The sequence below is a fragment of the Citrobacter sp. Cb031 genome, from assembly GCF_030336725.1.
GTDB lineage: Bacteria > Pseudomonadota > Gammaproteobacteria > Enterobacterales > Enterobacteriaceae > Citrobacter > Citrobacter braakii.
Map to the genome: position 1 here is coordinate 364503 of NZ_JAOWDA010000019.1, position 20635 is coordinate 385137.

A 20635-nucleotide genomic window follows, 5' to 3' on the forward strand; every position below is an offset into this window, starting at 1 on the left:
TTTATTGTTATTTACATAAATCGGCATCATGATTAATGATATTTCATATCATGGATTTATGATTAATGCCTGTAACAAATAAAAACAGCGCCAGACTGCGTGATGAAGAGCGTGCGCGTCTTATCTGGCTGCTGACCACTGATAAAGCCGTTGTTTCAACGCTATTGGGCAAGCTTACCCTGGCTGAGCAATATGACGTCGGCACGTTAGCCGACGATATTGCTGAGGTAGGGGCGCTGGTCGCCCACCTGCCGCCGCCCGATCTGGCGGATACCCTTGAAGCATTACCTTCTGAAGAGCGTCACGCCCTGTGGCGACTGGTCGAAAGTGAAAAGCGCGGTAACGTCCTGCTTGAGGCGTCTGAAAACGTCTGGGACGACCTGATCGATGAGATGAGCGATCGTGAGCTGCTGGATGCGTTGCAATACCTTGATATCGACGAACAGATTTATCTGGTTCAGCATCTCCCTCGTAACCTCACGGGTCGACTGTTGGCGACGTTACCGGCCGAGGAGCGGGCGCGCGTCCGCCAGGTGCTGCACTACGAGAAGAATCGCGTCGGTGCGATTATGGAGTTCGAAGTTATCACCGTGCGTCCGGACGTGACGCTGGAAGTGGTGCAACGCTACCTGCGGCGGCTGGGAAAAATGCCGGAGAACACCGATAAACTCTTCGTGACCGACCGCAATAAAGTGCTGGTCGGGGAACTGACGCTCACCTGTATTCTGCTCAATGACGTGCAGCGAAAAGTCAGCGAGGTGATGGAAGATGATCCGCTCACCTTTTCTCCGGAAGATATCGCCGAACACGCCGCGCGAACCTTTGAACGTGACGACCTGGTCAGTGCCGCGGTCGTTGACTCTTCAGGTAAACTGATGGGCCGTTTAACCATCGATGAGATCGTCGATGTGGTCTATGAAGAAACCGATACCGATCTGCGTCGAATGGGCGGCTTAAGCGCCGGAGAGGATGTGTTTGCCCCCGTCACGAAAGCGGTAAAAACCCGCTGGGCGTGGTTGGCCGTTAACCTTTGTACCGCCTTTATCGCTTCGCGAGTGATCGACGGCTTCGAACATACAATTTCGCAACTGGTCGCGCTGGCCTCGCTGATGCCGATTGTGGCGGGGATCGGCGGCAACACCGGGAATCAAACCATCACCATGATTGTTCGCGCGCTGGCGCTACAAAATATTCAGCCGGGAAACCTGACGTTTTTGATCCTGCGCGAAATGGGCGTGGCGTTGATTAATGGCCTCGTGTGGGGCGGAATTATGGGCGGCATTACCTGGTGGCTGTACGATGACATGGCGCTCGGCGGCGTGATGACCCTGGCGATGATGCTCAATTTGCTGATGGCGGCGTTGATGGGCGTTATTATTCCGATGACGATGGTGAAGCTCGGGCGCGACCCGGCGGTCGGCTCGAGCGTCATGATTACGGCAATCACCGATACCGGTGGTTTCTTTATTTTTCTCGGTCTGGCAACGCTGTTTCTGATGTAGCCGCACGTTTGCCTCTGACGATACGCGGCAGAATGAGCATCGTCATCACCCCGGCAACCACGCCAAGCGCCAGGTTGCCGGTTGACACCGTCGCCGCGACGGTCATCAGCATCACCAGCGTTTCAGTAACGGGGAGTTGCCGCAGCGTAGCGGGCTGGATGCTGTGCCAACTGAAGGTTTTCACCGCCACAATCACCATAATTCCCGCCAGCACCGACATGGGGATTTTCGCCATTACTTCGCTTAAGGCGGTGACCAGCAACAACAGCACCAGCCCGGCGGCGACCGTCGAGATGCGGCTGCGTCCTTTGCCCATCTCGACGTTAACGATGGTTTGACCAATCATCGCACACCCGGCGATGCCGCCATAAAAACCGGCCAGAATATTGGCTATCCCCAACCCGGCGCTCTCGCGATTCTTATTCGACGGCGTAACCGTCAGGTCATCCACCAGACGGGCGGTTAACAGCGACTCCATTAATCCGACAAAAGCGATGCTCAGCGCGCAGGGCCAGATAATCGCCAGCGTTTGCAGGTTGAGTGGTACCAATAACTGCGTGAATCCCGGCAGGCCGCCGCGCATTGAACCTTCGTCACCGACGGTCGGTAATAGTTGTCCGCTGGTGACAGTGAACACCGTCAGCAGCACGATGGCGATAAGCGGCGCGGGGATCGCTTTAATAAACCGCGGAACCCACAGCACAATCAGCAGGGTCAGGACAAACAGCCCCCAGATTAGCGGGCTTTTACCCCAGAAATGCGGGACCTGGGCAAAGAAAATCAAAATACCCAGCGCGTTCACAAAACCGGTCATGACGGCTGTAGGAATGAATCGCATCAGACGCGCCATCCCCAATACGCCAAACAGGATCTGAATAATCCCGGCCAGCACCACCGCAGGCAGGATGTACTGGACGCCGTGTTGATGCACCATCGGGCCAATCACCAGCGCGACCGATCCTGCCGCTGCGGTAACCATTGCCGGACGGCCACCTAAAAATGACATTGCCAGGCACAGTACGACTGAGGCTATCAGGCTGACTTTAGGATCGACGCCGGCGATAACGGAAAAAGAGATCACTTCCGGGATCAGCGCCAGGGCGGTTACCACACCGGCCAGCGTTTCGCGAACCAGTAAACGGGGTTGGCGCAGCACTGCGCGCGTCGCGTGCTCCGCTACTGCGACAGAGGAGGGTTGAGTGGCAGACATCGTTACTCTTAGGTCAAAAATGGCCCGATACAGCAGACCGACAGGCATCCGTGCGGTGAATAGCAAAGCGCAGCATAGTACCTGTCTGACGGACCGGTTTCCAGAAATGATTGTCAATAACCGTATAAACTATCAACGTATTAATAACATTTTTAAAAATTAAATATAATTTATAAACAATATTTAAATATTTTTACTTAAGTGTTACCGTTGATGCCGCTCGATTTTCACCTGCATTAAAAGCAAAAAAGCGATACTAAAAGTAAGGCATTAACATTATGAAAAAAGTGACTGCCATGCTCTTCACCATGGCCGTTGGGCTGAATGTTGTCTCGATGGCGGCAAAAGCGAAAGCGGCGGAAGAGCAGGAAACGGATGTACTGTTGATTGGCGGCGGCATCATGAGCGCCACGCTGGGAACCTATTTACAGGAGCTGGAACCGCAATGGTCAATGACCATGGTTGAGCGACTGGATGGTGTAGCGCAGGAAAGCTCAAACGGCTGGAATAACGCCGGAACAGGCCACTCCGCACTGATGGAGCTGAACTACACGCCTAAAAAGGCCGACGGTAGCATCAGCATTGAAAAGGCAGTCGAAATCAACGAAGCCTTCCAGATCTCCCGCCAGTTTTGGGCCTATCAGGTCAATAATGGCGTAATGCATGAACCACGCTCATTTATCACCACCGTTCCGCACATGAGTTTTGTCTGGGGTGACGAGAACGTGAACTTCCTGCGTGCCCGTTACACCGCACTGCAGCAGAGCACGTTATTCCGTGGCATGCGTTATTCCGAAGATCACGCGCAGATTAAAGAGTGGGCGCCGCTGGTCATGGAAGGCCGCGATCCGAAGCAGAAAGTCGCGGCAACGCGTACCGAGATTGGTACTGACGTAAACTACGGCGAAATCACGCGCCAGCTGATTGCCTCGTTGCAGAAAAAGCCCAACTTTGCGCTGCAGCTGAGTACCGAAGTGCGTGGCTTTAAACGCAATGCCGACAATAGCTGGACCGTCACGGTCGCCGATCTGAAAAATAACGAAGCGGAACACGATATCAAGGCGAAGTTTGTCTTTATCGGTGCCGGTGGCGCTGCGCTGAAGCTGTTGCAGGAAACCGACATTCCGGAAGCGAAAGGTTATGCCGGATTCCCGGTTGGCGGGCAGTTCCTGGTTGCGGATAATCCGGACGTGGTGAATCGCCACCTGGCGAAAGTGTACGGTCAGGCCTCCGTTGGCGCGCCGCCGATGTCCGTGCCGCACATCGATACCCGTATCCTTGATGGCAAACGCGTCGTGCTGTTTGGGCCATTCGCGACATTCTCCACCAAGTTCCTGAAAAACGGTTCATTGTGGGATCTGCTCAGCTCGACCACCACCTCGAACTTTATGCCGATGGTCAACGTGGGTCTGGATAACTTCGATCTGGTGAAATATCTGGTAAGCCAGGTGATGCTCAGCGATGACGACCGTTTTGCCGCGCTGCAAGAGTACTATCCGCAGGCGAAAAAAGAAGACTGGCGTTTATGGCAGGCGGGCCAGCGTGTGCAGATCATTAAAAGTGATGCGGAGAAGGGCGGTGTGCTGCGTCTGGGTACCGAAGTCGTCAGCGATAAAGAGGGCACCATTGCCGCGCTGCTGGGCGCTTCTCCGGGTGCATCAACCGCGGCGCCGATTATGCTGCATCTGATGGAAAAAGTGTTTAAAGATAAAGTGGCCAGCCCTGAATGGCAGGCGAAACTGAAAACCATTATTCCGTCTTATGGTACCAAGCTGAACGGTAACGTTGAAGCTACGGAACAAGAGCTGCAATACACCAGTGATGTTCTGGGGCTGAAATATGACAAGCCGCAGGCTGCTGATGAAGCGCCGAAACCTCAGCTGAAACCTCAGGCGCAACCGCAGCCTGAGCAGAAAGCTGTAGCGGATATCGCACTGTAAATAAAATGCCGGATAAGGCGGTACGCCGCCCTCCGGCACATTCTTACTTATCGCGCGACTGCGTCCTGAATCTTCTCTTCCGCTTTCCAGATACGGTATTTCACTTCCACGTTCTCCGGCGTATAGACCACAATCGGTAACTTGCTGTTGTAGCGCAGCATGCCGTCATCACCCAGATACGCGGTAATAAATTTCTTCTCTTTCTTACCGTCCGGGCAGGCCATCATGGTTGAAACCGGAGACGTCACTTTGTCGAAGACATAGTAGTCATATCCCCAACCTTCCAGCGTTTTGCTGTCCAGTTCTCCGCCCAGGCGGTGTTGGTTGCAGTCAACTTCCAGCGTTTGTCCGATTAGCAGTTCTACTTTCAGAGTAGATTCATCTTTCTCAGGAGTAAGCTGGATAACCTGGCGCTTCATACCCTTTTCCGCCTTAGGATAAGGGGCGACTTTTTCCAGCGGCTGAGCGCCGGCATCGTTACTGGCAGCCCATGCAGAGGCGCTGGCAAAGGCGGCGAAAAGTACGGCAGGGACAATTGTTTTCATCTTATTGTTCACAGTGTTTCCTTTCTTCTGTCTTATGAACGAGTCTGGGGCAGGTTAACATATTTACATAATCGATTAATCTGTATTTACTTATATTTTAAGTGTATTTGGTAGACGTCTTCTTTCAGGCTAGCGATATGTTCTAAGAATAATCTTAATTATAAAATCATTCTCTTTTTGAGTGGTTCGTTATATACAGTGTTATATAACTCATTGAAATGTGAGCAAAAGCGCATTTTTTCCCGCCAACTCAACACTCCTTTGATCCGGCAACAGCATTTACCCCGATTGGGGTATGCACCTCTAACACATCCTGAAATATCTTACGACTAAAAATAACTACTCATAAATAGTGCAGTTTTTATGTCGTTCAACCCACCAGGGGAGGGCGTCATTATGGAAGGACAATGTCATGGTTGATTTATCCCGTCGAGGCATGTTGACAGGCAGTTGGCGAAACGCCAACTCAGGGATCCGTCCGCCCTGGAGCAAGGAAGACTCTCACTTTCTGGCCCATTGCCTTCGTTGTGACGCCTGCATCCAGGCGTGTGAAACCGACATCCTGCAGCGAGGCCAGGGCGGTTATCCGAGCGTAAATTTCAAACACGGCGAGTGTAGCTTTTGCTATGCCTGCGCAGAGGCCTGTTCTGAATCCCTTTTTCTTCCGCGCCACACCAGGGCATGGGATCTGAATTTTACGATTGGGGAAAACTGTCTCGCACATCAGTCCGTTGAATGTCATCGCTGTCAGGATAGCTGTGAACCCATGGCCATAACCTTTCGTCCCACGCTGTCCGGCATTTATCAGCCGCAGCTCGACAATCAGGACTGTAACGGATGTGGCGCATGTGTCGCTATCTGCCCGGTATCAGCCATTAACGCGGAGTACAACCATGGACAATAACTGGCAGGTCTGCAGCCTGGTCGTTCAGGCCAAAAGTCAGCATATCAATGATATCGCCACGCAGTTGCGTTCGTTCCCAGGTTGCGAAGTTGCACTCAGCGATGTGGAAAGCGGTCAACTGATCGTGGTGGTGGAAGCTGAGCACAGCGAGACGTTAATGAAAACTATTGAGTCAGTGCGCAACGTTGCGGGCGTGCTGGCGGTGTCGCTGGTTTATCACCAGCAGGATGAGCAAGGTGAGGAAACACCATGAAACTCAGTCGTCGTAGCTTTATGAAAGCTAACGCCGTTGCGGCCGCTGCGGCGGCTGCCGGGTTAAGCGTGCCGGGCGTAGCCCGTGCGGTAGTCGGTCAGCAAGAAGCCATCAAATGGGACAAAGCCCCGTGCCGTTTTTGCGGGACGGGCTGTGGCGTATTGGTCGGGACGCAGCAAGGGCGTGTTGTGGCATGCCAGGGCGATCCGGATGCGCCGGTTAACCGTGGGCTTAACTGCATCAAAGGTTACTTCCTGCCGAAAATCATGTACGGAAAAGACCGTTTAACGCAGCCGATGCTGCGCATGAAGGACGGTAAGTATCACAAAGAAGGCGAGTTCACCCCGATTAGCTGGGACCAAGCCTTTGACGTGATGGAAGAGAAATTCAAAACGTCCCTGAAAGAGAAAGGCCCGGAGTCTATCGGTATGTTCGGCTCGGGTCAGTGGACGATTTGGGAAGGTTATGCCGCTGCCAAATTGTTTAAAGCGGGTTTCCGTTCGAATAACATCGACCCGAACGCGCGTCACTGCATGGCGTCAGCGGTAGTCGGCTTTATGCGTACCTTCGGTATGGATGAACCGATGGGCTGCTATGACGATATCGAGCATGCAGATGCTTTCGTCCTGTGGGGCGCGAATATGGCGGAGATGCACCCGATCCTGTGGTCGCGCATCACCAACCGTCGTCTGTCTGATCCCAATGTTAATGTCGCGGTGCTCTCCACCTTCCAGCACCGCAGCTTTGAGCTGGCGGATAACGGCATGGTCTTCACGCCGCAAACCGATCTGGTGATCCTCAACTACATCGCTAACTACATCATTCAAAACAATGCGATCAACCAGGATTTCTTTAGCAAGCACGTTAATCTGCGTAAAGGCGTGACGGACATCGGCTACGGTCTGCGTCCAACCCACCCGCTGGAAAAAGCGGCGAAAAACCCGGGATCCGATGCCTCTGAGCCGATGAGCTTTGAGGATTACAAAGCCTTTGTTGCCGAGTACACGCTGGATAAAACCGCCGAAATGACCGGCGTACCGAAAGATCAGCTGGAACAGCTGGCGCAGCTGTATGCCGATCCGAAGAAAAAAGTCATCTCCTACTGGACGATGGGCTTCAACCAGCATACCCGCGGCGTGTGGGCCAACAACCTGGTCTATAACCTGCACCTGTTGACCGGTAAAATCTCCCAGCCAGGCTGCGGTCCGTTCTCTTTGACCGGTCAGCCTTCCGCCTGCGGTACCGCGCGTGAAGTCGGTACGTTCTCCCACCGTCTGCCTGCGGACATGGTGGTTACGAACGAAAAACACCGCGATATCTGTGAGAAGCACTGGAATATTCCGGCGGGGACCATTCCGGCAAAAATCGGTCTGCATGCCGTGGCGCAAGACCGTGCGCTGAAAGATGGCAAGCTCAATGTCTACTGGGCGATGTGTACCAACAACATGCAGGCCGGTCCGAACATCAACGAAGAGCGTATGCCGGGCTGGCGCGATCCGCGCAACTTCATCATCGTCTCCGATCCGTACCCGACGGTCAGCGCTCTGTCGGCCGACCTGATCCTGCCGACCGCGATGTGGGTAGAGAAAGAAGGTGCTTACGGTAACGCGGAACGTCGTACACAGTTCTGGCGTCAGCAGATTAAAGCGCCGGGTGAATCGAAATCGGATCTGTGGCAACTGGTGCAGTTCTCTCGTCGCTTCAAAACAGAAGAAGTGTGGCCGGAAGCGCTGTTGGCGCAGAAACCGGAACTGCGCGGCAAAACGCTGTATGACGTACTGTTTGCCACGCCTGCAGTGACGAAATTCCCGGTGGCTGAACTGGCAGAAGATCAACTGAACGATGAATCCCGCGAGCTGGGTTTCTATCTGCAAAAAGGGCTGTTCGAAGAGTACGCCTGGTTTGGCCGCGGTCACGGGCATGACCTTGCGCCATTTGACGATTACCACAAAGCGCGCGGTTTACGCTGGCCGGTCGTTGAGGGCAAAGAGACCCAGTGGCGCTACAGCGAAGGCAACGACCCTTACGTGAAAGCGGGTGAAAGCTACAAGTTCTACGGTAAGCCGGACGGCAAAGCGGTCATCTTCGCGCTGCCATTTGAACCTGCCGCAGAAGCGCCGGATAAAGAGTACGACCTGTGGCTGTCTACCGGACGTGTGCTGGAGCACTGGCATACCGGCAGCATGACGCGTCGCGTACCTGAGCTGCACCGTGCTTTCCCGGAAGCTGTGCTGTTTATCCATCCGCTGGATGCAAAAGCACGCGATCTGCGCCGTGGCGACAAAGTCAAAGTGGTTTCCCGTCGTGGTGAAGTTATCTCGATAGTTGAAACGCGCGGGCGTAACCGTCCACCGCAGGGGCTGGTCTACATGCCGTTCTTCGACGCCGCACAGCTGGTGAACAACCTGACGCTGGATGCGACGGATCCGCTCTCCAAAGAGACGGATTTCAAGAAGTGCGCTGTGAAACTGGCGAAGGTGTAACGCGTTATGTCCCGGTCAGCAAAACCCCAAAATGGCCGCCGCCGCTTTCTGCGCGATATGGTTCGCGCAGCGGGCGGATTGGCCGTCGTTGGCGTGGCGCTGGGGTTGCAACAGCAAACCGCACGTGCAACCGGCGTGCGGCTGCGCCCGCCAGGCGCACTGAGCGAGGAGGCATTCGCCAGTGCCTGCGTGCGCTGTGGTCAGTGCGTTCAGGCCTGCCCGTATGACACGCTGAAGCTGGCGACGCTTGCCTCAGGGCTGGCTGCTGGTACGCCGTATTTTGTCGCGCGTGATATTCCCTGCGAAATGTGTGAAGACATTCCGTGCGCCAAAGTTTGCCCCAGCGGTGCGTTGGACAGGGACATTGAATCTATTGACGATTCACGCATGGGGCTGGCGGTACTGCTGGATCACGAAAACTGCCTCAACTATCAGGGATTACGCTGCGACGTTTGCTATCGCGAATGCCCGAAAATCGATGAGGCTATCACCCTGGAGCTGGACCGCAACATGCGTACCGGCAAGCATGCGCGGTTTATTCCGACCGTACACAGCGACGCCTGTACCGGCTGCGGGAAATGCGAAAAAGTGTGCGTCCTGGAGCAGCCAGCAATAAAAGTGCTGCCCCTGTCGCTGGCGAAAGGGGAGTTAGGACACCATTACCGCTTCGGTTGGCTGGAGGGGAACAATGGCAAATCGTAAACGTGACGCCGGGCGTGAAGCGCAGGCAAAAAAAGGATGGTGGAAGAGTCATCGCTGGCTGGTGCTGCGTCGTCTGAGCCAGTTTCTGATACTGGCGATGTTCCTTAGCGGCCCGTGGCTTGGCGTCTGGATCCTGCATGGCAATTACAGTAGCAGCCTGTTGCTGGACTCCATCCCGTTCACCGATCCGCTGATTACCCTGCAAAGCCTGGCCAGCGGACACCTGCCGGCGACGGTTGCGTTAACGGGGGCGGTCATCATCACGGTGCTGTATGCCCTGGCGGGTAAGCGACTGTTTTGCAGTTGGGTTTGTCCCATGAACCCTGTCACCGATTTAGCCAGTTGGTTGCGCAGAAGGTTTGACCTGAATCAGTCTGCAACCCTGCCGCGCCATATACGGTACGTCCTGCTGGTGGTTATCCTGGTCGGTTCCGCGCTGACCGGTACGCTGCTGTGGGAGTGGATAAATCCAGTCTCTCTGCTCGGACGGAGCCTGGTCATGGGATTTGGCAGCGGGGCGCTGCTGATCCTCGCGCTGTTTTTATTTGATCTACTGGTCGTTGAGCATGGCTGGTGCGGGCATCTTTGCCCACTGGGTGCGCTGTATAGCGTGGTGGGGAGTAAAGGTGCATTAACCGTTTCGGCAAAAGAACGTAACAGATGTAACCGCTGTATGGATTGTTTTCATGTTTGCCCGGAACCGCATGTGCTACGTGCGCCGGTGCTGGATGAGCAAAGTCCGGTGCAGGTAACCAGCCGCGAATGCATGGCCTGCGGTCGCTGTGTGGATGTCTGTTCTGAGGATGTTTTTACAATAACAACACGATGGAGTTCGGGAGCGAAATCATGAAAAGCCATGACCTGATTAAAGCGCTGAGTCAATGGACGGCTGCGCTGGCCCTGGTAGTCAGTGGGGCCGTTTGGGCTGCAAACGGAGTGGATCTGAGTCAGTCACCAGAAGTCTCAGGGACACAAGAAGGGGCGATTCGCATGCCGAAAGAGCAAGTGCGTATGCCGCTGAACTATGTGAATCAGCCGCCGATGGTTCCGCACAGCGTTGAAGGGTATCAGGTGACGACTAATACTAACCGCTGCCTGCAATGTCACGGTGTGGAAAGCTATCGCACCACCGGTGCGCCGCGCATCAGTCCGACGCACTTTATGGACAGCGACGGTAAGGTATTGGCTGAAGTCGCGCCGCGTCGTTATTTCTGCCTGCAATGTCACGTGCCGCAGGCTGACGCCGCGCCGATTGTTGAAAATACCTTCACCCCCTCGAAAGGTTACGGGAAATAAGAGGTCATTATGGAAAATTCTAACCGTAAACCAGGCTGGATTAAGCGCGTCTGGCAATGGTGGCGTCGCCCCAGCCGTCTGGCGCTCGGCACGCTGTTGTTAATCGGCTTTGTGGGCGGCATTATTTTCTGGGGCGGCTTTAATACCGGTATGGAAAAGGCCAATACAGAAGAGTTCTGCATTAGCTGTCACGAAATGCGCAATACGGTGTACCAGGAATACATGGAAACCGTACACTACAACAACCGTAGTGGTGTGCGAGCGACTTGCCCTGATTGCCACGTCCCACATGAGTGGGGTCCGAAAATGATTCGTAAGATCAAGGCCAGTAAAGAGCTGTACGCGAAAGCACTGGGGCTGATAGATACACCGCAGAAATTTGAAGACCATCGTTTAACGATGGCGCAAAATGAGTGGCGGCGTATGAAAGATAACAATTCGCAAGAGTGTCGAAACTGTCACAACTTCGAGTTTATGGATTTAACCGCCCAGAAAGGCGTTGCGGCCAAAATGCACGACCAGGCCGTGAAAGACGGGCAAACCTGTATTGACTGTCATAAAGGGATAGCGCACAAACTGCCTGATATGCGCGAAGTCAAACCGGGATTTTAACAGGATGTAGATAACCAGGTATGCTTGAAGCCAGAGAATTACTTTGCGAGCGGGATGACAGAATACTGTTCAGCGATTTGTCATTTCGCGTCAACGCAGGGGAATGGGTACAAATTACCGGCAGCAACGGCGCAGGGAAAACCACTTTGCTGCGGTTACTTACCGGGCTGGCGCGTCCCGACGCAGGGGAGGTTTGCTGGCAAGAGCAACCGTTGCATCACGTGCGGGACAGCTACCATCAACAACTGCTGTGGATCGGACATCAGCCGGGGATAAAAACCCGGCTTTCGGCGTTGGAAAACCTGCGTTTCTTTCACCATGACGGCGACGTCGCACAGTGTCTGGCTGCGCTGGCGCAGGCGGGGCTTGCCGGATATGAAGATATCCCGGTGAATCAACTCTCCGCCGGACAACAGCGGCGCGTGGCGCTGGCCCGTTTGTGGCTGACCCGCGCCCGGCTGTGGATCCTCGACGAACCCTTTACCGCCATTGATGTGAACGGCGTTGAGCGACTGACTCAGCGTATGGCGCAGCATACGGAGCAGGGCGGTATTGTTATTCTCACCACCCACCAACCGCTCAATGTCGAGACCGATAAAGTGCGACGTATTGCGCTGACCAGCGAGAGGGCAACGCAATGATGCGGCGAATCTTCCGTTTAGAACTACGAGTTGCGTTTCGTCATAGTGCGGAAATCGCCAATCCTTTATGGTTCTTCCTGATTGTTATTACGCTGTTCCCGCTGAGCATTGGGCCGGAGCCGCAACTGCTGGCGCGTATTGCGCCGGGCATCATCTGGGTTGCGGCGCTGCTGGCGTCGTTGCTGGCGCTGGAACGCCTGTTTCGTGATGATCTGCAGGACGGCAGCCTTGAGCAACTGATGCTGCTGCCGCTGCCGCTGCCGGCAGTGGTGCTGGCGAAAGTGATGGCGCACTGGGTCGTGACCGGCCTGCCGCTGCTAATCCTCTCGCCGCTGGTGGCGTTGCTGCTGGGCATGGATATGTACGGCTGGAAAATTATGGCGCTGACCTTGTTACTCGGGACGCCGACATTGGGCTTCCTCGGCGCGCCGGGCGTGGGGTTGACGGTGGGCTTAAAGCGCGGCGGCGTGCTGTTAAGCGTGCTGGTACTTCCGCTCACCATACCCTTACTGATTTTTGCGACCGCGGCGATGGATGCGGCTTCCATGCACTTACCGGTTGAAGGGTACATGGCGATTCTGGGCGCGTTGCTGGTCGGCAGCGCCACGCTAAGCCCGTTTGCCACAGCTGCGGCGTTACGGATCAGCGTGCAGTAGCGCAGTTGAGATATGCAGGCCGGGCAAGGCGCTCCGGCACAATGGATATTAATTTACGGAGTCTGGTGACTGAACTATGTGGAAAACACTTCATCAATTGGCGATGCCTCCTCGGCTCTATCAGATCTGCGGCTGGTTTATCCCGTGGCTGGCGATTGCCAGCGCGGTGGTACTGATAACCGGGTTGATCTGGGGCTTTGGCTTCGCGCCTGCGGATTATCAGCAGGGGCAGAGCTATCGCATTATTTATCTGCACGTTCCGGCGGCAATCTGGTCGATGGGTATTTATGCATCGATGGCCGTTGCCGCGTTTATTGGCCTGGTCTGGCAGATGAAAATGGCCAATCTGGCGCTGGCCGCGATGGCGCCCATTGGTGCCGTGTTTACCTTTATTGCGCTGGTGACGGGCTCTGCATGGGGCAAACCGATGTGGGGCACCTGGTGGGTCTGGGATGCCCGACTCACCTCTGAACTGGTATTGCTGTTTCTCTACGTCGGCGCCATTGCGCTGTGGCATGCCTTTGACGACCGCCGTCTGGCTGGTCGCGCTGCCGGCATTCTGGTGCTGATTGGCGTGGTCAACTTGCCGATTATTCACTACTCGGTCGAGTGGTGGAATACGCTGCATCAGGGGTCGACCCGTATGCAGCAGAGTATCGATCCGGCAATGCGCGCGCCGCTGCGTCTGGCGATCGTCGGCTACCTGTTACTGTTTGTCACGCTGGCGCTGATGCGCATGCGTAACCTGATTTTGATGATGGAAAAACGCCGCCCGTGGGTGAGCGAACTGATCTTAAAAAGAGGCCGCCAATGACCCCTGCATTTGCATCATGGAGTGATTTTTTCGCGATGGGCGGTTACGCCTTGTATGTCTGGCTGGCTGTGGCGATGAGCATTGTCCCGCTGGTGGCGCTGGTGCTGCATTCTGCGTTACAGCATCGTGCAATCTTACGCGGTGTCGCGCAGCAGCGAGCGAGAGAAGCGCGCATGCGCGCGGCGCAAGTGCAACGGGAGGCGGCGTGAATATTCGACGTAAAAATCGGTTATGGATAGCCTGCGCGGTCCTGGCAGGTCTGGCTTTGACCATTTCGCTGGTGCTCTACGCGCTGCGTTCCAATATCGATCTGTTCTATACGCCGGGAGAGATACTCTACGGTAAGCGCGAAACGCAGCAAATGCCTGAAGTCGGCCAGCGCCTGCGCGTGGGCGGTATGGTTATGCCTGGCAGCGTAAAGCGCGATCCGCAGTCGCTGAAGGTGAATTTCAGCATCTATGACGCCGAAGGTGTGGTGGATGTCACCTATGAAGGCATTCTGCCGGATCTGTTCCGCGAAGGGCAGGGCGTCGTCGTTCAGGGCGAACTGGACGGGGGAAATCATGTGCAGGCCAAAGAAGTGCTTGCTAAACATGATGAAAATTACACCCCGCCGGAAGTCGAAAAAGCGATGCAGGAAAACCACCGTCGCCCGGAAAGTGTTTATAAGGATAAAACGTCATGATGCCTGAAATTGGCAATGCGCTGTTGTGCCTTGCGCTTGGCGTTGCATTACTGCTGTCGGTCTATCCGTTGTGGGGCGTAGCGCGCGGCGACGTGCGGATGATGGCCTCCGCGCGTCCCTTTGCCTGGGTACTGTTTATCTGTGTGATGGGGGCGTTCCTGATTCTGGTCAACGCCTTCGTGGTTAATGACTTTACCGTGACCTACGTCGCCAGCAACTCCAACACCCAGCTTCCGGTCTGGTATCGGGTGGCGGCGACGTGGGGGGCGCATGAAGGCTCGTTGCTGCTGTGGGTGCTGCTGATGAGCGGCTGGACGTTCGCCGTTGCGGCGTTCAGCCAGCGCATGCCGCTGGATATCGTCGCCCGCGTGCTGGCGGTCATGGGAATGGTCAGCGTCGGTTTCCTGCTGTTTATTCTGTTTACCTCCAACCCGTTTGCCCGCACGTTGCCGAACTTCCCGATTGAAGGACGTGACCTGAACCCGCTGTTGCAGGATCCGGGGCTGATTTTCCATCCGCCGCTGCTGTACATGGGGTATGTCGGCTTCTCGGTCGCCTTTGCGTTTGCGATTGCTGCGCTGATGAGCGGTCGACTGGACAGCACATTCGCCCGTTTTTCGCGTCCGTGGACGCTGGCGGCGTGGGTGTTTCTGACGCTGGGCATTGTGCTCGGTTCGGCCTGGGCCTATTACGAGCTGGGCTGGGGCGGCTGGTGGTTCTGGGATCCGGTTGAAAACGCCTCGTTTATGCCATGGCTGGTGGGAACGGCGCTGATGCACTCGTTGTCGGTAACCGAACAGCGCGCCAGCTTTAAAGCCTGGACGCTGTTGCTGTCAATCTGCGCATTCTCACTTTGTCTGTTAGGTACTTTCCTGGTGCGCTCAGGCGTACTGGTGTCGGTGCATGCTTTCGCCTCCGATCCGTCGCGCGGGATGTTTATTCTGGCCTTTATGGTGCTGGTAATTGGCGGCTCTCTGCTGCTGTTTGCGGTGCGCGGTCACAAGGTTCGCTCACGGGTGAACAACGCGCTGTGGTCGCGTGAATCACTGCTGCTGGGGAATAACGTCCTGCTGATTGCCGCCATGCTGGTGGTGCTACTGGGCACACTGCTGCCGCTGGTGCACAAACAGCTGGGACTGGGCAGCATTTCGATTGGCGAGCCGTTTTTCAACACCATGTTCACCTGGCTGATGGCGCCGTTCGCACTGTTGTTGGGGATTGGGCCATTAGTGCGCTGGGGCCGTGACCGACCGCGTAAACTGAAAACGTTATTGCTTATCGCGTTTGTCACCACCCTTGTTCTGTCGCTGCTGCTGCCGTGGCTGCTAGAGGATCGCATTGCCGCCATGACAGTGGTGGGGCTGGCGATGGCGTGCTGGATATTCGTACTGGCGATGTCCGAAGCGTTCCTGCGTATTTCCCGTGGGACAAAGCTAACGCCAAGCTACTGGGGCATGGTCTCGGGTCACGTTGGGCTGGCGATTACCATTGTTGGTATTGCCTTTAGCCAGAACTACAGCGTTGAACGCGATGTGCGCATGAAAGCGGGTGATAGCGTTAGTATCCATAACTATCAGTTCACTTTCCGCGAAGTGAAAGATATTACCGGGCCAAACTACCGGGGCGGCGTTGCCATTATTGGCGTTACCCGAGACGGTAAGCCGGAAGCCACGCTGCATGCGGAAAAACGCTTCTATAACAGCACCAGTTCGATGATGACCGAAGCGGCAATTGACGGTGGATTCACGCGCGATCTGTACGCTGCGCTGGGTGAAGAACTGGATAATGGCGCATGGGCTGTACGCCTGTACTACAAACCGTTTATTCGCTGGATTTGGGCCGGAGGATTGCTGATGGCGCTGGGCGGGTTGTTCTGCCTGTTTGATCCACGCTATCGCCAGCGGACGCGTCCTCGCGCCGCGGTGCAAAAAAATGCGTCGGAGGCTGTATGAAGCGCAACGCACTGTTAATTCCGTTTATTATTTTTCTCATCATTGCGGCGGCGCTGTTGTGGCAGCTCGCGCGTAACGCTCAGGGGGACGATCCCACTAATCTGGAATCGGCGCTGATCGGCAAACCTGTTCCAACATTCCGCCTGGAGTCACTGGAAAATCCGGGTCAGCACTATCAGGCCGATGTGCTGACGCAGGGCAAACCGGTATTGCTGAACGTCTGGGCGACCTGGTGCCCGACCTGTCGCGCCGAGCATCAGTATCTGAATCAGCTGTCTGCGCAAGGCGTGCGGGTAGTGGGTCTGAACTATAAAGATGATCGTCAGAAAGCCATTGTCTGGCTGAAAGAGCTGGGTAATCCTTACTCATTAAGTCTGTTTGACGGCGACGGTATGCTCGGTCTGGATCTTGGCGTGTACGGTGCTCCTGAGACGTTCCTGATCGACGGCAAAGGCATTATTCGCTATCGCCATGCCGGCGATCTGAACGCCCGGGTGTGGGAGAGCGAGATCAAACCGTTATGGGACAAGTACAGTAAGGAGGCTGCGCAATGAGATTTTTACTGGGCCTGCTAATGCTGGTTATCTCGGGATCCGCGCTTGCGACTATCGACGTGATGCAGTTTAAGGACGAAGCGCAGGAGCAGCAGTTCCGCCAGCTTACTGAGCAACTGCGTTGTCCTAAATGCCAGAACAACAGCATTGCCGATTCTAACTCGATGATTGCCACCGACCTGCGTCAGAAAGTGTACGAACTAATGCAGGAAGGAAAAAGCCAGAAAGAAATTGTCGATTACATGGTGGCGCGCTACGGCAACTTCGTCACGTACGATCCGCCGTTAACGCCGCTCACCGTGCTGCTGTGGGTGATGCCGGTGGTAGCGATTGGTCTGGGGGGCTGGATTATTTTCGCCCGTACTCGCCGACGCGTTCGGGTGAAACAGGAAGAGTTTCCTGACGATGTTATTCCGAATGGCAAGCGCGGTGGATTCGGGTTGTTTGTGCCTGGTATCGTGGTGGCGCTGGTGGTTGGCGCAGTAAGCTATTACCAAACCGGCAGCTATAAGCAGGTTCAGGTCTGGCAGCAGGCCACTGCTCAGGCTCCGGCGCTGCTGGAGCGGGCGTTGGATCCGAAAGCGGAACCGCTCAATGAAGAAGATATGGCGCGTCTGGCGCTGGGGCTGCGTACGCGTTTACAAGCCGATCCCGCAAATGTTGAAGGCTGGATCATGCTTGGACGCATTGGCATGGTTCTCGGTAACGCCAGTACGGCCACTGAAGCCTATGCCAATGCCTATCGACTGGATCCTAAAAACAGCGATGCGGCGCTGGGCTATGCGGAGGCGCTGACCCGTTCTTCCGATCCTGATGATAACCGTCGGGGAGGGGAGCTGTTACGCCAACTGGTGCGTGGCGAACATGCCAACGTGCGGGTTCTCAGCATGTACGCTTTCAACGCCTTTGAACAGCAGCGCTTCGGCGAGGCGGTTGCGGCGTGGGAGATGATGCTGAAACTATTACCTGTCAACGATACCCGTCGGGCGGTAATAGAACGGAGCATTAAGCAGGCGATGGAGCAGCTAACGCCGCAGGAGAAATAAGTATCCAGAATAGCCCCGATAGCGCTTCGCATATCGGGGCTATCCGGCCTCTTCATGGATTACTGCATTCCGCGCGTTTGTAAAAACAGAATGGTAGCTGCAACGCGAGAGCGCACATTGAGTTTGCGCAGCAGGTTGCGAATATGCACTTTCACGGTCTGTTCGGAAATATTCAGCACTGACGCAATCTGTTTATTCGACAGCCCCTGAGCCAGTTCATGCAATACATCCAGTTCACGTTCGGTGAGAATGCTGAAGGGATCTTCTTGTGCGCCGAACAGATCGCGTTCGCGCAGATATTCGCTGACGCGTGTGCTAAAAGCTTTACCGCCTTTGGCGCCGCTGCGAATGGCCTCCAGCAAGACTTCAGGATCGCTGTCTTTGAGTAAATAACCATCCGCGCCGGCATCAATTAAGGCGTACACATCGCTGGCGGCATCCGAGACGGTAAGAATAATAATTTGCGCGGTGACGCCATCCCGGCGCAGCGCATTCAGGGTGTCCAGTCCGCTCATGCCTTTCATATTGAGATCCAGCAGGATCACATCCAGGTCCAGACGGTTAGCCAGATCGATAGCGCTGGCACCGTCACCTGCTTCCGCGACTACGTTAAATGCGGGATCCAGTTGCAATAATTGACTAATTCCTCGCCGCATTAGTGGGTGGTCGTCGACAATCAGCACCCGAAAAGGCGTTGCTTCAGGCATACTATTCTCCTGAGTTTTTATTAGTATCATTATTGTTTTCAGCGCATCACTCGTCTAGTTTCATCGCGCTGATGAGAGGGTAAATTTTACCCTAATTTGTGCATGGGTAAGTAGTAAAACCTGTGCTAAAGGCCGGGGTAATAATAAGAAACGTGGAATCGCGGGTATAAAAAAACCAACCATGAAGGTTGGTTTTTCTGGGATTTTTGGTCGGCACGAGAGGATTTGAACCTCCGACCCCCGACACCCCATGACGGTGCGCTACCAGGCTGCGCTACGTGCCGACGCTATGGCTGCTAATACTACTGCTTTCCGCTGCGAATGCAAGGGGAAGCATCGCTAAGTGATTTATAATTAATCAGTTAGCAATAAATCGTTTCTCATCCGTCAGAACCTGTAGCAGCAGGCTTAGCTGCGGTTTCTGATCTTTTATTTTTTCGCCGCGTAAATCATAGGTCTGATAATTACCGTTGTTGTTCAGCACCAGCGTCATCTCTGGCGTGGTAACGGCCATCGTGCTGCCGTCGGCGGCGGTAACCCAGTAATGGCGGCGGTTTGCATTGAACAGATCCTGCCCCTGCGAGTATTCGTTAGCAGGCGTGCTGACGTGCAGCAGGCGCTGCATGAGCGTAGTCATCAGGTCTGTATGATCGGTCAGGCTATTGATGCGTTGGGCAGGCGTTCCCGGCCAGTGAATAACCAGTGGAACCTGCAGATGGCCACGTGACCAGGCAAAATTGTTCTCTTCCTGAGTCAGCGGCACGCCCCGACCTGCGGTAATAATCACCACCGTGTTGTTCAGTTTACCGGAGTCGCGCAGGGCACTAAGAACACGGTTAATATTGGCATCCACATCCTGAGCGGCGCTGGCATAGCGTTTGGCAAAGTTCTTCTGGTTGCTGTTATCAAGGTTCGTCCCGTTAAAGGAGACCCACGAGAACCAGCGGTTATCTTCCTGCGCGTAGCGTCCCAGCCAGTTAATCCACTGGCTTGCGGTTTGTTCGTCAGATTGCGTTTGTACGCTTGGCATGGAGAAGTCTGACAGCAGCGCCTGGCGATACAGCGGGCTGGTAAAGCCATCCGAGGAGAATAGCCCTAACTGGTAACCCTGCTGGTTCAGTGCAGTAATCAGCGCCGCAGGCGTACGGGTCGACAAAATGCCGTCCATGTAGCTTGGCGAGACACCATAGAACAGGCCAAAGATCCCGTTATCCGTGGTGTTGCCTGAGCTCATGTGACGCGTAAACGAGATATTCTGCCCGGCGAATTCAGCCAGCGCAGGCATCTGTTTTTCAAAGCGTGAGTAGTTCAGACCGTCGACGGTAATCAGCAGCACGTTCTGACCGGTGCCCATATCGCGATAGCGCAGTTCGCTGAGCGGGTACTGCACGGAAACCGCTTCCGGATTGCCCTGTTCGATCAGGCGTCGCTGATACTCTTGCGCATCCAGCAGACCATGTTTTTCCAGGAATTTACGTGCCGTCATCGGGTAGGAGAGCGGCAGATTCGCACGCTGCATGGTAATCGGGCGATAGAAATTGGCATCCGCCCAGATATACACCACGTGCGAGGCGATAAAGGAAACGAAGAAGAATGCTGCTAACGGTTTGGCAAAATGGCGACGACGCGTCAGGCTGCGCAGCTTTTGCCAGCTCCAGGTTGCAAACAGCATTTCAATTAACAGAATAACCGGTACGCTGATAAACATCAGTTGCCAGTCACGCGCCGCTTCATTCTGGTCTGGGTTGATGACCAGTTCCCAGACGATTGGATTGAGATGCAGGTGGAAGCGGGTGAAAACTTCGCTGTCGATTAGCAACAGCGTCATGCCAGCCGTCGCCAGAATAGCTGATAAGAATCGCATCAGCCTCTGGGACATGACGATAAACGTCAGGGGAAACAGGATCAGCAGATAGGTGGCGAACACCAGAAAGCTAAAATGCCCGACAACGCTCAGGTAGGAATAAACACGACCTGCAAGGGTTGTCGGCCAGTCGGCGACAAACAGGTAACGGCTACCGAGCACCATGGCCAACAGAATGTTGAACAAGGCAAACCAGTGCCCCCAGCTAACCATCTGGGAGACTTTCTCACGGTAGCGTTGACGATGAGTTACCATAAACTGTTGTTCGT

General features: G+C 54.9%; 21 protein-coding genes and 1 tRNA gene. 17 read left to right on the top strand and 5 right to left on the bottom strand.

Going from position 1 to position 20635, the window contains the following annotated elements; translation table 11 throughout:
• The first annotated feature begins 65 nt into the window (after positions 1 to 65).
• A complete protein-coding gene (mgtE, locus tag OGV93_RS02950) occupies positions 66 to 1502 on the top strand; it encodes a magnesium transporter (RefSeq protein WP_016153782.1) in 1437 nt (478 codons plus the stop codon).
• Here the strand turns inward: mgtE and OGV93_RS02955 are convergent.
• Positions 1465 to 2712: a SulP family inorganic anion transporter gene (locus OGV93_RS02955; RefSeq protein ID WP_286455414.1), complete on the bottom strand. Its 1248-nt coding sequence runs from the start codon at positions 2710 to 2712 to the stop codon at positions 1465 to 1467. The two genes, mgtE and OGV93_RS02955, sit on opposite strands and share 38 nt — an antisense overlap.
• Before the next feature lie 278 nt (positions 2713 to 2990).
• On the opposite strand from OGV93_RS02955, the gene mqo reads away from it, so the two are divergent.
• Positions 2991 to 4652 (top strand): malate dehydrogenase (quinone), encoded by a 1662-nt coding sequence (gene mqo / locus OGV93_RS02960; protein WP_016153779.1) that lies wholly within the window; start codon positions 2991 to 2993, stop codon positions 4650 to 4652.
• Positions 4653 to 4699: 47 nt separating this feature from the next.
• On the opposite strand, the gene eco is transcribed toward mqo, so the two are convergent.
• Positions 4700 to 5197 (bottom strand): serine protease inhibitor ecotin, encoded by a 498-nt coding sequence (eco, locus tag OGV93_RS02965; protein ID WP_029139607.1) that lies wholly within the window; start codon positions 5195 to 5197, stop codon positions 4700 to 4702.
• A gap of 412 nt (positions 5198 to 5609) precedes the next feature.
• Between eco and napF the strand changes: the two genes are divergently transcribed.
• The 15 genes from napF to OGV93_RS03040 all read left to right on the top strand — a co-directional run bounded on the left by napF (position 5610) and on the right by OGV93_RS03040 (position 17795).
• Entirely contained in the window at positions 5610 to 6101 is a 492-nt protein-coding gene (gene napF, locus OGV93_RS02970) for a ferredoxin-type protein NapF (RefSeq protein WP_016157008.1), read from the top strand.
• Entirely contained in the window at positions 6091 to 6354 is a 264-nt protein-coding gene (gene napD / locus OGV93_RS02975; protein ID WP_016153776.1) for a chaperone NapD, read from the top strand. Before napF ends, napD begins: the two co-directional genes overlap by 11 nt.
• Positions 6351 to 8837, top strand: coding sequence for a nitrate reductase catalytic subunit NapA (gene napA, locus OGV93_RS02980; protein WP_016153775.1), 2487 nt, complete (start codon positions 6351 to 6353; stop codon positions 8835 to 8837). Before napD ends, napA begins: the two co-directional genes overlap by 4 nt.
• A gap of 6 nt (positions 8838 to 8843) precedes the next feature.
• A complete protein-coding gene (gene napG / locus OGV93_RS02985) occupies positions 8844 to 9539 on the top strand; it encodes a ferredoxin-type protein NapG (RefSeq protein WP_016153774.1) in 696 nt (231 codons plus the stop codon).
• Positions 9526 to 10389 carry a quinol dehydrogenase ferredoxin subunit NapH gene (napH, locus tag OGV93_RS02990; RefSeq protein WP_287109350.1) on the top strand — a complete coding sequence of 288 codons (864 nt, stop codon included), beginning with the start codon at positions 9526 to 9528 and terminating at the stop codon, positions 10387 to 10389. The genes napG and napH overlap by 14 nt, the downstream gene beginning before the upstream one ends.
• Complete coding sequence (gene napB, locus OGV93_RS02995; protein ID WP_016153772.1) at positions 10386 to 10835, top strand: nitrate reductase cytochrome c-type subunit; 450 nt, start codon at positions 10386 to 10388, stop codon at positions 10833 to 10835. The genes napH and napB overlap by 4 nt, the downstream gene beginning before the upstream one ends.
• Before the next feature lie 9 nt (positions 10836 to 10844).
• A complete protein-coding gene (gene napC / locus OGV93_RS03000; RefSeq protein WP_003027548.1) occupies positions 10845 to 11447 on the top strand; it encodes a cytochrome c-type protein NapC in 603 nt (200 codons plus the stop codon).
• Between the two features lie 20 nt (positions 11448 to 11467).
• Complete coding sequence (ccmA, locus tag OGV93_RS03005; RefSeq protein ID WP_016153771.1) at positions 11468 to 12088, top strand: cytochrome c biogenesis heme-transporting ATPase CcmA; 621 nt, start codon at positions 11468 to 11470, stop codon at positions 12086 to 12088.
• On the top strand, positions 12085 to 12744 hold the full coding sequence (ccmB, locus tag OGV93_RS03010; RefSeq protein WP_287109351.1) for a heme exporter protein CcmB: 660 nt from the start codon (positions 12085 to 12087) through the stop codon (positions 12742 to 12744). Before ccmA ends, ccmB begins: the two co-directional genes overlap by 4 nt.
• Positions 12745 to 12820: 76 nt before the next feature.
• Positions 12821 to 13558, top strand: a complete 738-nt coding sequence (locus OGV93_RS03015; protein WP_016153769.1) for a heme ABC transporter permease — start codon at positions 12821 to 12823, stop codon at positions 13556 to 13558.
• Positions 13555 to 13767, top strand: a complete 213-nt coding sequence (gene ccmD / locus OGV93_RS03020) for a heme exporter protein CcmD (RefSeq protein ID WP_016153768.1) — start codon at positions 13555 to 13557, stop codon at positions 13765 to 13767. The genes OGV93_RS03015 and ccmD overlap by 4 nt, the downstream gene beginning before the upstream one ends.
• Entirely contained in the window at positions 13764 to 14243 is a 480-nt protein-coding gene (gene ccmE, locus OGV93_RS03025; RefSeq protein WP_016153767.1) for a cytochrome c maturation protein CcmE, read from the top strand. The genes ccmD and ccmE overlap by 4 nt, the downstream gene beginning before the upstream one ends.
• Positions 14240 to 16195, top strand: coding sequence for a heme lyase CcmF/NrfE family subunit (locus OGV93_RS03030; protein WP_016153766.1), 1956 nt, complete (start codon positions 14240 to 14242; stop codon positions 16193 to 16195). Before ccmE ends, OGV93_RS03030 begins: the two co-directional genes overlap by 4 nt.
• The gene (gene dsbE / locus OGV93_RS03035) at positions 16192 to 16749 is read left to right on the top strand and encodes a thiol:disulfide interchange protein DsbE (protein ID WP_003834613.1); all 558 of its coding nucleotides are present in this window, start codon (positions 16192 to 16194) and stop codon (positions 16747 to 16749) included. Before OGV93_RS03030 ends, dsbE begins: the two co-directional genes overlap by 4 nt.
• Positions 16746 to 17795: a cytochrome c-type biogenesis protein CcmH gene (locus tag OGV93_RS03040; RefSeq protein WP_101700079.1), complete on the top strand. Its 1050-nt coding sequence runs from the start codon at positions 16746 to 16748 to the stop codon at positions 17793 to 17795. Before dsbE ends, OGV93_RS03040 begins: the two co-directional genes overlap by 4 nt.
• Positions 17796 to 17854: 59 nt before the next feature.
• Here OGV93_RS03040 and narP read toward each other — a convergent pair whose 3' ends face one another.
• From narP to yejM, 3 genes are all read right to left on the bottom strand, one after another.
• Complete coding sequence (narP, locus tag OGV93_RS03045) at positions 17855 to 18502, bottom strand: nitrate/nitrite response regulator protein NarP (protein WP_016153764.1); 648 nt, start codon at positions 18500 to 18502, stop codon at positions 17855 to 17857.
• Positions 18503 to 18709: 207 nt separating this feature from the next.
• Positions 18710 to 18786, bottom strand: a tRNA-Pro gene (locus OGV93_RS03050).
• A gap of 74 nt (positions 18787 to 18860) precedes the next feature.
• Positions 18861 to 20621 (bottom strand): LPS biosynthesis-modulating metalloenzyme YejM, encoded by a 1761-nt coding sequence (gene yejM, locus OGV93_RS03055; RefSeq protein WP_065554077.1) that lies wholly within the window; start codon positions 20619 to 20621, stop codon positions 18861 to 18863.
• Positions 20622 to 20635 lie beyond the last annotated feature (14 nt).

What these genes read in the sequence shown, in the direction of transcription:
- eco (WP_029139607.1), bottom strand. Translation starts at nt 5,197, where the DNA reads ATGAAAACAATTGTCCCTGCCGTACTTTTCGCCGCCTTTGCCAGCGCC.
- napH (WP_287109350.1), top strand. Translation starts at nt 9,526, where the DNA reads ATGGCAAATCGTAAACGTGACGCCGGGCGTGAAGCGCAGGCAAAAAAA.
- ccmB (WP_287109351.1), top strand. Translation starts at nt 12,085, where the DNA reads ATGATGCGGCGAATCTTCCGTTTAGAACTACGAGTTGCGTTTCGTCAT.
- OGV93_RS03015 (WP_016153769.1), top strand. Translation starts at nt 12,821, where the DNA reads ATGTGGAAAACACTTCATCAATTGGCGATGCCTCCTCGGCTCTATCAG.
- narP (WP_016153764.1), bottom strand. Translation starts at nt 18,502, where the DNA reads ATGCCTGAAGCAACGCCTTTTCGGGTGCTGATTGTCGACGACCACCCA.
- OGV93_RS02955 (WP_286455414.1), bottom strand. Translation starts at nt 2,712, where the DNA reads ATGTCTGCCACTCAACCCTCCTCTGTCGCAGTAGCGGAGCACGCGACG.
- dsbE (WP_003834613.1), top strand. Translation starts at nt 16,192, where the DNA reads ATGAAGCGCAACGCACTGTTAATTCCGTTTATTATTTTTCTCATCATT.
- napA (WP_016153775.1), top strand. Translation starts at nt 6,351, where the DNA reads ATGAAACTCAGTCGTCGTAGCTTTATGAAAGCTAACGCCGTTGCGGCC.
- mqo (WP_016153779.1), top strand. Translation starts at nt 2,991, where the DNA reads ATGAAAAAAGTGACTGCCATGCTCTTCACCATGGCCGTTGGGCTGAAT.
- ccmD (WP_016153768.1), top strand. Translation starts at nt 13,555, where the DNA reads ATGACCCCTGCATTTGCATCATGGAGTGATTTTTTCGCGATGGGCGGT.
- yejM (WP_065554077.1), bottom strand. Translation starts at nt 20,621, where the DNA reads ATGGTAACTCATCGTCAACGCTACCGTGAGAAAGTCTCCCAGATGGTT.
- mgtE (WP_016153782.1), top strand. Translation starts at nt 66, where the DNA reads ATGCCTGTAACAAATAAAAACAGCGCCAGACTGCGTGATGAAGAGCGT.
- napF (WP_016157008.1), top strand. Translation starts at nt 5,610, where the DNA reads ATGGTTGATTTATCCCGTCGAGGCATGTTGACAGGCAGTTGGCGAAAC.
- napB (WP_016153772.1), top strand. Translation starts at nt 10,386, where the DNA reads ATGAAAAGCCATGACCTGATTAAAGCGCTGAGTCAATGGACGGCTGCG.
- napD (WP_016153776.1), top strand. Translation starts at nt 6,091, where the DNA reads ATGGACAATAACTGGCAGGTCTGCAGCCTGGTCGTTCAGGCCAAAAGT.
- ccmA (WP_016153771.1), top strand. Translation starts at nt 11,468, where the DNA reads ATGCTTGAAGCCAGAGAATTACTTTGCGAGCGGGATGACAGAATACTG.
- OGV93_RS03030 (WP_016153766.1), top strand. Translation starts at nt 14,240, where the DNA reads ATGATGCCTGAAATTGGCAATGCGCTGTTGTGCCTTGCGCTTGGCGTT.
- napC (WP_003027548.1), top strand. Translation starts at nt 10,845, where the DNA reads ATGGAAAATTCTAACCGTAAACCAGGCTGGATTAAGCGCGTCTGGCAA.
- OGV93_RS03040 (WP_101700079.1), top strand. Translation starts at nt 16,746, where the DNA reads ATGAGATTTTTACTGGGCCTGCTAATGCTGGTTATCTCGGGATCCGCG.
- napG (WP_016153774.1), top strand. Translation starts at nt 8,844, where the DNA reads ATGTCCCGGTCAGCAAAACCCCAAAATGGCCGCCGCCGCTTTCTGCGC.